This is a genomic window from Streptomyces sp. CB02980, assembly GCF_014451325.2.
GTDB lineage: Bacteria > Actinomycetota > Actinomycetes > Streptomycetales > Streptomycetaceae > Streptomyces.
This window is the reverse complement of the sequence record NZ_JACSCH020000013.1, coordinates 287,674-297,303: the sequence shown is the minus strand read 5'-3', so window position 1 is coordinate 297,303 and position 9,630 is coordinate 287,674. Positions and strand designations below refer to the sequence as shown.

At 72.5% G+C, this 9,630-nt stretch carries 12 protein-coding genes and 1 pseudogene; 8 read left to right on the top strand and 5 right to left on the bottom strand.

The annotated features are described in order from the left end of the window. The 3 genes from E0F75_RS26515 to E0F75_RS26505 all read left to right on the top strand — a co-directional run. Nucleotides 1-78 (top strand): acyl-CoA dehydrogenase family protein (locus E0F75_RS26515; protein WP_189278101.1); only part of this gene is annotated, 78 nt, incomplete at its 5' end. A 28-nt stretch (nucleotides 79-106) separates the two neighbouring features. Next, entirely contained in the window at nucleotides 107-892 is a 786-nt protein-coding gene (locus E0F75_RS26510; protein ID WP_229313312.1) for an electron transfer flavoprotein subunit beta/FixA family protein, read from the top strand. Between the two features lie 38 nt (nucleotides 893-930). After that, on the top strand, nucleotides 931-1,887 hold the full coding sequence (locus E0F75_RS26505) for an electron transfer flavoprotein subunit alpha/FixB family protein (RefSeq protein ID WP_229313310.1): 957 nt from the start codon (nucleotides 931-933) through the stop codon (nucleotides 1,885-1,887). Nucleotides 1,888-1,989: 102 nt separating this feature from the next. On the opposite strand, the gene E0F75_RS26500 is transcribed toward E0F75_RS26505, so the two are convergent. From E0F75_RS26500 to E0F75_RS26480, 5 genes are all read right to left on the bottom strand, one after another. Beyond that, complete coding sequence (locus E0F75_RS26500) at nucleotides 1,990-2,379, bottom strand: zinc ribbon domain-containing protein (protein WP_229313307.1); 390 nt, start codon at nucleotides 2,377-2,379, stop codon at nucleotides 1,990-1,992. Between the two features lie 121 nt (nucleotides 2,380-2,500). Continuing rightward, nucleotides 2,501-3,217: a TetR family transcriptional regulator gene (locus E0F75_RS26495; RefSeq protein WP_229313305.1), complete on the bottom strand. Its 717-nt coding sequence runs from the start codon at nucleotides 3,215-3,217 to the stop codon at nucleotides 2,501-2,503. Nucleotides 3,218-3,327: 110 nt separating this feature from the next. Continuing rightward, nucleotides 3,328-4,089 carry an SDR family NAD(P)-dependent oxidoreductase gene (locus E0F75_RS26490; protein ID WP_229313304.1) on the bottom strand — a complete coding sequence of 254 codons (762 nt, stop codon included), beginning with the start codon at nucleotides 4,087-4,089 and terminating at the stop codon, nucleotides 3,328-3,330. A 185-nt stretch (nucleotides 4,090-4,274) separates the two neighbouring features. Then, a complete protein-coding gene (gene cynS, locus E0F75_RS26485) occupies nucleotides 4,275-4,742 on the bottom strand; it encodes a cyanase (RefSeq protein WP_229313302.1) in 468 nt (155 codons plus the stop codon). Nucleotides 4,743-4,966: 224 nt separating this feature from the next. Then, entirely contained in the window at nucleotides 4,967-5,560 is a 594-nt protein-coding gene (locus tag E0F75_RS26480) for a carbonic anhydrase (RefSeq protein ID WP_229313300.1), read from the bottom strand. A gap of 95 nt (nucleotides 5,561-5,655) precedes the next feature. On the opposite strand from E0F75_RS26480, the gene cynR reads away from it, so the two are divergent. The 5 genes and pseudogenes from cynR (at nucleotide 5,656) to E0F75_RS26455 (ending at nucleotide 9,621) form a co-directional block, all read left to right on the top strand. Beyond that, the gene (gene cynR, locus E0F75_RS26475; RefSeq protein WP_229313298.1) at nucleotides 5,656-6,573 is read left to right on the top strand and encodes a transcriptional regulator CynR; all 918 of its coding nucleotides are present in this window, start codon (nucleotides 5,656-5,658) and stop codon (nucleotides 6,571-6,573) included. Between the two features lie 151 nt (nucleotides 6,574-6,724). After that, nucleotides 6,725-7,288 (top strand): heme-binding protein, encoded by a 564-nt coding sequence (locus tag E0F75_RS26470; RefSeq protein WP_229313333.1) that lies wholly within the window; start codon nucleotides 6,725-6,727, stop codon nucleotides 7,286-7,288. Between the two features lie 42 nt (nucleotides 7,289-7,330). Beyond that, nucleotides 7,331-7,948, top strand: a complete 618-nt coding sequence (locus E0F75_RS26465; RefSeq protein ID WP_229313296.1) for an ankyrin repeat domain-containing protein — start codon at nucleotides 7,331-7,333, stop codon at nucleotides 7,946-7,948. Between the two features lie 65 nt (nucleotides 7,949-8,013). Next, nucleotides 8,014-8,724 (top strand): annotated as a pseudogene (locus E0F75_RS26460) (SPFH domain-containing protein); the annotation flags it as partial. Between the two features lie 66 nt (nucleotides 8,725-8,790). Next, nucleotides 8,791-9,621 (top strand): serine/threonine-protein kinase, encoded by an 831-nt coding sequence (locus E0F75_RS26455; protein ID WP_308189607.1) that lies wholly within the window; start codon nucleotides 8,791-8,793, stop codon nucleotides 9,619-9,621. The last annotated feature ends 9 nt before the right edge of the window (nucleotides 9,622-9,630 follow it).

Sequence of the window (9,630 nt, the reverse complement as noted above, 5' to 3'; positions counted from 1 at the left end):
CGCGACGCCAAGATCACCCAGATCTACGAAGGCACCAACCAGGTCCAGCGCATCGTCATGGCCCGCAACCTCCCGTAATCGTCTGTCACTTGAAAGGAGCCAGGCCGTGACCCTGAGGATCGCTGTCTGTGTGAAGTACGTACCCGACGCGACCGGCGACCGCGGTTTCGCCGACGACCTGACGGTCGACCGCGACGAGGTCGACGGCCTGCTGTCGGAGCTCGACGAGTACGCCGTCGAGCAGGCGCTGCGGATCTCCGAGGAGTCCGACGACGCCGAGGTCACCGTCGTCACGGTCGGCCCGGACGACGCCAAGGACGCGCTGCGCAAGGCGCTGTCGATGGGCGCCGACAAGGCCGTCCACGTCAACGACGAGGACATCCACGGCTCCGACGTGATCGCCACCTCGGCGATCCTCGCCAAGGCCCTGGAGAAGACCGGCTTCGACCTGGTCGTCTGCGGCATGGCCTCGACCGACGGCACCATGGGCGTGCTGCCCGCGCTGCTCGCCGAGCGGCTGAGCCTGCCGCAGGTCACCCTGCTGTCGGAGCTCTCGGTCGAGGACGGTCTCGTGAAGGGCCGCCGTGACGGCGACGCCGCCACCGAGCTCCTGGAGGCCACGCTGCCGGCGATCGTCTCGGTCACCGACCAGTCCGGCGAGGCCCGTTACCCCTCCTTCAAGGGGATCATGGCCGCCAAGAAGAAGCCGGTCCAGGAGCTGGACCTGGACGACCTGGACATCGACGCCGACGAGGTGGGCCTCGCCGGGGCGTGGACCCTGGTCGACGCCGTGGCAGCGCGCCCGGCCCGCACGAAGGGCACGATCGTCACGGACGAGGGCGACGGCGGCAAGCAGCTCGCCGGCTTCCTCGCCACCCAGAAGTTCATCTGACCTGCCGTCAGCCTGACACCCCACAGGAGCAACGAATCATGGCTGAGATCCTGGTTCTCGTGGACCACGCCGACGGTGCGGTCCGCAAGCCGGCCCTCGAACTGCTGACCCTGGCCCGCCGCATCGGCGAGCCCTCGGCCGTCGTGCTCGGCGCCGGCGAGGCCGCGGCCTCGATCGCCGCCACCGCCGGCGAGTACGGCGCGGCGACCGTGTACGTCGCGGACGGCGCCGAGTTCACCGAGCAGCTGGTCGTGCCGAAGGTCGACGCGCTCACCCAGCTCGCGAAGGAGAAGGGGGCGGCGGCCGTCCTGGTGACCTCCTCCGGCGAGGGCAAGGAGATCGCGGCCCGTGTCGCGCTCCGCCTCGGCTCCGGTCTGATCACCGACGCCGTGGAGCTGGAGGCCGGCGAGAACGGCCCGGTCGCCACGCAGTCCGTCTTCGCCGCCTCGTACCAGGTGCGCTCGACGGTCACGCACGGCGTGCCGGTCATCACCGTCAAGCCGAACTCCGCCGCCCCGGAGGCCTCTTCGGCCGCCGGCACGGTCGAGAACGTCACCGTGTCCTTCACCGGCAACGCCGCCAGGGTCGTCGCGCGCACCCCGCGCGTCTCCACCGGCCGCCCGGAGCTGACCGAGTCCGCGATCGTGGTCTCCGGCGGCCGCGGTGTCGGTGCGGCCGAGGGCTTCGCGGTCGTCGAGAAGCTGGCCGACTCGCTCGGCGCGGCCGTCGGCGCCTCGCGCGCCGCGGTGGACGCCGGCTGGTACCCGCACTCCAACCAGGTCGGCCAGACCGGCAAGCAGGTCTCGCCGCAGCTGTACGTCGCGGCGGGCATCTCCGGCGCGATCCAGCACCGGGCCGGCATGCAGACGTCGAAGACGATCGTCGCGGTCAACAAGGACCCCGAGGCCCCGATCTTCGACCTGGTGGACTACGGCGTGGTCGGCGACCTCTTCGAGGTGCTGCCGCAGCTGACGGACGAGATCGGCGCCCGCTGACCCGTCCGCGTCCGATGACGCGAAAGGGGCGGGTGGTGGCACTCTGTGCCACCACCCGCCCCTTTGTGTTTCTCCTGAATCGGATGGACCGGATCCGGCGGATCAGATCCACCCGTCGAGGGGGACCTCCTCGCAGAGCCGGACGACCGGCCTGCGACCGGTCACGCCGACCCCCGACGAGACCTTCACCCGGACGCCGGGGCGCACCGCGTGCAGCGGCCCGTCGACCCGGCAGCGGACGGTGAAGCCCTCCGTCATGTACACCGGCCAGAGATCGGCATCGGCCGCGGCGACCCCGCGCCGTACGGAGATCACGCCCTCGCCCTCGCTGAGTTCGGGGTTGAGATCGGTCGACCCGCAGGTCGGACAGAGCAGTCGCTGGAACGTCGTGGTGTGGCACCAGCGGCAGCGCTGGAAGTAGAGCTCGGCGTCGGGGCCCGCCTCCTCGGCGGCCTGGACGGCGGTCCCGCTCCTCAGTCCCGTGTGGAACACGATGCCTTCTCCTTGCACTCGGCGGCTCGACCGTGCAGGAGCAAAGATATGGCACTGAGTGCCATCAAATAAAGACCTGAGTTCCCTCAATTAGAGATACCGGGAACCCCCGGGTCGGCTCTCAGCTCTCGCCGAGGCTCGATTCCACCTCGCGCACCACGCGCCACATGGGGGTGGACCGCTTGGTGATCACCACGACCACGTCCTCGGTCTCCTCGGCCGGCGCGGCCACGACCGCGTCCGGACTCCAGGTGCCGCGGACGAACTCCAGGGCGCTGTCCACCTCCGCCAGCGGGTCGCCGTCGCCGCCCGAGCGCAGCCAGTGCCGCAGGGCGTGGTTGTGGGCGGCGACCACGGCCGCCGCGGCCACGTTGGCGCGCAGGGTGCCGTCCCTGCGGTCGGCCCAGCGGGTGCGCAGATAGTCGCCGAGGGTCTTCTCGTACCGCCAGACCACCGACAGCTCGTACGTGCGCAACCCGGTCACCTCGCGGGTGAGCCGGTAGCGCTGCACGGAGAAGGTCGGGTTCTCGGCGTACATCCGCATGACGAGCCGGGCGGCGCCGCAGACCCGGACCATGGGGTCGTCGGAGTCGGCGCTCGCCGCGAGGAAGCGGGTCATGTCGGCGAGGCACTGCTCGTGGTCGGGGAAGACCACGTCCTCCTTCGACGGGAAGTACCGGAAGAAGGACCGCCTGCCGACGCCCGCGAGGCTGACGATGTCGTCGACCGTGGTCTGCTCGTAGCCCCGCTCGAGAAAGAGCTGGAAGGCCGCGGCGATGAGGGAGTCCCGCATCGCGGGCTTCGTGGAGTTCGTCGACGCTGATCCGGCTGTTCCCATGGCCCGAACCTAACACCCGGATCCCCTCGGCGCGGCACTAGGTGCCGGACGAATCCGGCACCGAGTGCTGTCGCGAGGGTACGGAGGCCCGGAGGCGGCTGCGCAAGGGGTCAGCGGGCGCTCATCCGGAGCGCGCCGTCCATCCGGATCGTCTCGCCGTTGAGGTAGTCGTGCTCGGCGATCATCGTCACCAGGCGGGCGTACTCCTCCGGGCGCGCGAGGCGCTGCGGGAAGGTGACGCTCGCGGCGAGACCGGCCCTGACGTCCTCCCCGAACCCGGCCATCATCGGGGTGTCGACGATGCCGGGGGCGACGGTGACGACCCGGATGCCGAACTGCGCCAGGTCACGGGCGGCGGTGACCGTCATACCGGCGACGCCCGCCTTGGAGGCGGCGTAGGCGATCTGGCCGACCTGGCCCTCGAACGCGGCGATCGAGGCGGTGTTGACGACGAGACCGCGCTGCCCGTGCTCGTCGGGCTCGTGCCGGGCGATGGCCTCGGCGGCGAGCCGCATCACGTTGAACGTACCGATCAGGTTGACGTTGACCACGGCCCGGAACAGGTCGAGGTCGTGCGGTCCCTTGCGGCCCAGGATGCGGGCCGAGGGCGCGATGCCGGCGCAGTTCACGGCGAGCCGCAGCTCGGCGCCGTCGGCGTCGATCGCGGCGAGGGCCTCGCGGACCTGCTGCTCGTCGGTGACGTCCGCGGCGAGCAGCCGGACGCCCTCGGGCAGCTGCCCGGCGGCGGCCACGGCCTTGTCCAGGTCGAGTCCGTAGACCGTGGCGCCCCGGGCGGCGAGCGCCGCGGCGGTGGCGGCGCCGAGACCGGAAGCGGCACCGGTGACGAGAGCGGCGGAGCCGGCGATGTCCATGGAACTCCTCGTTCGTGTCGTGCGGGTGCGACCCTGCCGCCGGGTTGGCCGCCGGATCGGGCGCGTGCCCGCGGAGGACCGCGCGGTCCGCGCGATCTGCGCCGCCCACCATAGAACCGCAGGCCGCGCCCCCGGAAGCGGAGCCTGGTCCGGGCGGAAGGGTCACAGCCGCACGACCGGACGGGTCAGAACGGCTTGGTCGGCAGGTACTTGCCGTCGAGCGTGATGACCGCGCGCTCCCCGCCCTCGGGGTCGGCGACCTTCTTCACGTCCAGCCTGAAGTTGATCGCGGAGATGATGCCGTCGCCGAACTCCTCGTGGACGAGGGCCTTCAGCGTGGTCCCGTAGACCTGGAGCATCTCGTAGAAGCGGTAGACGGTCGGGTCGGTCGGGATGCCGTCGAGGGAGCCCCGGGTGGGGATCGTCCGCAGCAGCCGCACCGCGTCCTCGTCCAGGCCGAGGAGCTCGGCCACGGCCCGCGCGGAGGCCTCAGGCAGGGCGTGCTGGCCGAGGACGGCGGCGGTGGTGAAGGCGACGGAGAGACCGGCGGCGTCGGCGATCTGCTGCCAGCTCAGGTCCTTGACGGTCTTGGCGTCGACGGCGGCGACAGCGAGCTCGTGACGTGCGGTGGGGTCGAACTGGGCGTGCACCATGAGAGGTACGTCCTTTCGGTGGGTTGCGCGGGAAGGGACTGCGGTCGTCGTGAAAGAGCCGGGGGGTACGGGAAGGGGTCCGGCTCAGGCGGCGCGGGGGTGTACGGGAAGGGGTCGGTTCAGGCGGCGCGGGGGTGTACGGGAGAGGTCGGTTCAGGCGGCGCGGGGGTGTGCGGGGAGGGGTCCGGCTCAGGCGGCGCGGGGGTGTGCGGGGAGGGGTCGGTTCAGGCGGCGTGGGCGAAGGCCCCGGGAAGCTCTTCCACGGTGCCGTCGGCGATGTCGAAGACCCAGCCGTGGAGCCGTACGTCTCCCAGCGCCAGGGCGCGGGCCACCGAGGGGTGGGTGGCGAGGTTCGCCAGCTGCGCGGCGACGTTCTCCCGGACGAGCGCGGCCACGTCCCCCGCCCGTCCGGCGGCCGCGGTACGGGCCAGGGAGGCGTCGGCGTGCCGCAGCCAGGCCGCGACGGCGGGCGCGCCGCTCAGGTCGCGGCCCTCGGCGAGCGCGGTCATGGCGCCGCAGGCGGAGTGCCCGCAGACGATGACGTCCCGCACGCCGAGGACGGCGACGGCGTACTCGATGCCGGCGGCGACGCCGTCGGTGCCCGGAGTGTGGGCGGGGACGAGGTTTCCGGCGGTGCGGACGACGAAGAGTTCGCCGGGGTCGGTCTGGGTGATGAGTTCGGGTACGACGCGGGCGTCCGAGCAGCCGATGAACAGCGTGCCGGGGCGGTGGACGGTGGCCAGGCGGGCGAAGAGCCCTGCCTTGGCGGGGAAGACCTCCCGCTGGAAGCGGGCGATTCCCTCGGCGAGATGAGGCATGCCTTCACCCTGCACGACCAGGACCTATAGTGTCCAAGACGCCCTGTCGATGTCTGCTATAGCTGACATCTATGGCTGCGGTTAGAGTCGACCGCATGCAGCCGGAACTCCGCCATCTCCGCTATCTGCTCGCCGTCGCCGAGCACGCCAACTTCACCCGGGCCGCCGAAGAGCTCCGGATCGCCCAGCCCACGCTCTCCCAGCAGATCAAGCAGCTGGAGAAGGCCCTCGGAGTGCTGCTCCTGGACCGCACCGGCCGCACGGTGCGCCTCACCGACGCCGGGGAGGCCTACGCGGGCTACGCGCGGCGGGCGCTCCAGGACCTGGCGGCGGGCGAGCGGGCGGTGCTCGACGTGCACGACCTCTCCCGGGGCCGGCTCCGGCTCGCCGCGACCCCCACCTTCACCTACCTCACGGGCCCGCTGGTCGCCGAGTTCCACTCCCGGCACCCCGGAATCACCGTGGAGGTACGGGAGTCGCCCCAGGACCGCATCGAGGCCGAGCTCCTCGCCGACCGCCTCGACCTCGGCATCGCGTTCCGGGGCGACCATCTGCCGGGCATCGAGGGCACCGCGCTGTTCACCGAGACCCTGGGGCTCGTCGTCGGCCCCGGCCACCCCTTCGCCGGCCGCACCGAGCCCGTACCGGCCGAGGAGCTGAATCACCATCACCTCGCCCTGCTCAGCGCGGACTTCGCCACCCGCCGGCATGTCGACGCGTACGTCTCCGAGCACGGCCTCCGGCCACGGATCGCGGTGGAGGCCAACGCCGTCAGCGCGCTGACCGAGATCGTCCGGCGGACCGCACTCGCCACCGTCCTGCCCGATGCCGTCACCCGGGACCATCCGCATCTGACCCCCGTCCCGCTCTCCCCCGCCCTGCCGACCCGCGGCGTCACCCTCCTCCGCAGGGCGGCCGGCTACCGGAGCGCCGCCACGCGCGCGTTCACGGACCTTGCCGTGCACCGGCACGAGGGGGACCCGGACGGCGAGGGGGGTCAGCCGATCGGATGACCCGGGGGTCCACCGTTGCGGGCGCCGGAGGCAGCCGGGACGACGACCGACGGGGACGGGGGACGGCCCCAGGATGGAGGAGAAGCGGGCCACGGAGCACCGACGGCCCCCGCAGTCCACCGAGTTCACTGGAGCAGATCCCATGAAGCACGTGAAGAAGACCTCGCGCACCCGTGTCGTCACCGGTGGTGCGATCGTCGCCGCGCTCGCCCTCGGTGGCTTCGGTGCCTACTCGGCCAGCGCGACCGGCGAGAACACGGCGGCCGCCCCCGCCGCCGCGGTCGCCAAGGCGGACGCCAAGAACAAGAACACCACGCGGTCCACGCACCTGACGATCGAGGCCGCCACGAAGGCCGCGCAGGCGACGCTCGACGCCGCCGAGAAGGAGAACCAGCGCGTCTCCGTCGCCGTCGTCGACCGCAACGGCAACACCATCGTCACCCTCCGCGGCGACGGTGCGGGCCCGCAGTCCTACGAGTCGGCCGAGAAGAAGGCGTACACGGCCGTCTCCTGGAACGCCCCGACCTCGGAGCTGGCCAAGCGCCTCACCAACGCCCCCACCCTCAAGGACATCCCCGGCACCCTGTTCCTCGCCGGTGGCGCCCCGGTGACCGCCAAGGGCGCGCCGATCGCGGGCATCGGTGTCGCGGGCGCCCCCTCGGGCGACCTCGACGAGAAGTTCGCCCAGGCCGGCGTCGCCGCCCTCGGCAAGTAACCGCAGCGGTCCGGCGCCCGCGCCCGCACGAGGAAGGCCACCATGAACGCGATCGACGACACCCTCCTGGCGGCCGCCGCGCACGGTGACACCGTCGCCGTCCGCGCGGCCCTCGCCGCGGGCGCCCGGGTCGAGGCCCGGGACCGGCGCCGCCGCACCCCGCTGCTGCACGCGGCCCGGCACGACCACGTCGACACGGCCCGGATCCTCCTCGCCGCGGGCGCGGACCCGAACGCCCAGGACGACCGCTGCGACAGCCCCTGGCTGGTCACCGGCGTCACGGGCGGCGTCGCGATGATGCGGACCCTGCTCCCCGCGGGTCCGGACCTGAGGCTCACCAACCGCTACGGCGGTACGGCCCTGATCCCGGCGGCCGAGCGGGGCCACGTGGCCTACGTCCGCGCCGTCCTCGCGGAGACGGCCATCGACGTCGACCACGTCAACCGGCTGGGCTGGACGGCCCTCCTGGAAGCCGTGATCCTCGGTACGGGCGGCCGCGCGCATCAGGACGTCGTCGCCCTCCTCCTGGCGGCGGGCGCCGACCCCGAACTCCCGGACCCGCACGGCCGGACGGCGCTTGACCACGCGCTCCGCCACGGTCTGACGGAGATCGCGACCCTCCTGAGACGTCAACACCTGTGCCGTACGGGGCAGTTCTGAAAGACTGAGCGTTCGGGGGTGCTGAGGCCGAGGGGGCTTGGGCTGTGAGCGTCTTACAAATCATCATGGTGGGGGGTCTGGTCCTCCTGGTGGGCCTGGCCGCCCGGTGGGTGCACGTCATTCCCGAGGGGACGACGGCCGTCGTGGAGCGGAACGGGCGATTCTCGCGCGTGCTGCACCCCGGATTGCGTCCCGTGTTCCAGCCCTTCGACCGGATCCGCAACCGGATCGACCTGCGCGAGCAGGTCGTCCCGTTCCCGCCGCAGCCGGTGATCACCCAGGACAACCTCGTCGTCGACATCGACACGGTCATCTACTACCAGGTGACCGACGCGAGGGCCGCGACCTACGAGGTCGCCAGCTACATCCAGGCGATCGAGCAGCTCGTCGTCACCACCCTGCGCGCCATTGTCGGCGGCATGGACCTGGAGCGGACCCTGGCCTCCCGCGAGGAGATCAACGCGGCCCTGCGCGGCGTCCTGGGCGAGGCCACCGGCAAGTGGGGCATCCGCGTCAACCGCGTCGAGCTCAAGGCGATGGAGCCGCCGGTCTCCATCCAGGACGCGATAGAGAAGCAGCTGAGCGCCGAGCACGACAAGCGCGCCGCGATCCTGCAGGCAGAGGGCGTCCGCCGGTACGCGATCCTCACCGCCGAGGGCGAGAAGCAGTCCGCGATCCTCCGGGCCGAGGCCGAGGCCAAGGCCGCGAGCATCCACCGGCTCGCGGAGGCCGACGACGCCCGGCTGCTGGCGGCACGGTCGCCCGCCCCGTCGCCGTACTCGCCCGCGCAGCGACCCGCCCCGATCACACACGAGCCCTTGCGCCGGGAGGACCCGCGGCAAGTGGGCCGGTACCGGCTGACGGCCCGGCTGGGCGAGGGCGGGATGGGCACCGTCTATCTCGGCCGGTCCCCCGGGGCCCGGCAGGTCGCCGTGAAGGTCGTCCGGGAGGAACTCGTCGGCGATCCGACGTTCCGCCGCCGGTTCGCGCGGGAGGTGGACGCCGCACGCAGGGTCAGCGGCTTCCACACCGCGCCGGTCGTCGACGCGGGCCCGGAGGACACGCGGCCCTGGCTCGTCACGGAGTACATCCCGGGTCCCTCCCTCCAGGAGGTGCTGGACGTCCACGGCGCGCTGCCCGCGCCCACCCTGAGGGCGCTGGCCCTCGGCGTGGCCGAGGCACTTGAGGCCATCCACGCGTGCGGCATCGTCCACCGGGACCTCAAGCCCGGCAACATCCTCATCGCCGCCGAGGGCCCCCGCGTGATCGACTTCGGGATCGCCCGGGGCGCGGACGCGACCGCGCTCACGGGCGCCGACTTCGTCATCGGCACACGGGGGTTCCTCGCTCCGGAGCAGATGGCGGGCGCGCCGCTGACCGCCGCCGTCGACACCTATGCGTTCGGCATGGTGCTGTGCCACGCGGGCGGCGCGGCCCGGAGCGCCGGGGGCACGGTCCTCGACGGTGCCCCGCGGCTCCTGCCCGCCGACCTGGCGGCCGTCGCGGCGGCCTGCCTCAGCCACGACCCGGCGGGCCGGCCGTCCCCCACCGAGATTCTGCGCAGGATCGGCGGTCCCGAGGGGGAGGACCCGGTGGACTGGCTGCCCCCTGCCGTACGCACGCTCGTCGGCCTGCACCAGGCCTCCACGGTGACCGCCGCGCCACCGGAATGACCCCGGAAT

Coding starts and splice junctions, on each gene's coding strand:
- E0F75_RS26505 (WP_229313310.1), top strand. CDS start 931: ATGGCTGAGATCCTGGTTCTCGTGGACCACGCCGACGGTGCGGTCCGC.
- E0F75_RS26495 (WP_229313305.1), bottom strand. CDS start 3,217: ATGGGAACAGCCGGATCAGCGTCGACGAACTCCACGAAGCCCGCGATG.
- E0F75_RS26490 (WP_229313304.1), bottom strand. CDS start 4,089: ATGGACATCGCCGGCTCCGCCGCTCTCGTCACCGGTGCCGCTTCCGGT.
- cynS (WP_229313302.1), bottom strand. CDS start 4,742: ATGGTGCACGCCCAGTTCGACCCCACCGCACGTCACGAGCTCGCTGTC.
- E0F75_RS26480 (WP_229313300.1), bottom strand. CDS start 5,560: ATGCCTCATCTCGCCGAGGGAATCGCCCGCTTCCAGCGGGAGGTCTTC.
- cynR (WP_229313298.1), top strand. CDS start 5,656: ATGCAGCCGGAACTCCGCCATCTCCGCTATCTGCTCGCCGTCGCCGAG.
- E0F75_RS26465 (WP_229313296.1), top strand. CDS start 7,331: ATGAACGCGATCGACGACACCCTCCTGGCGGCCGCCGCGCACGGTGAC.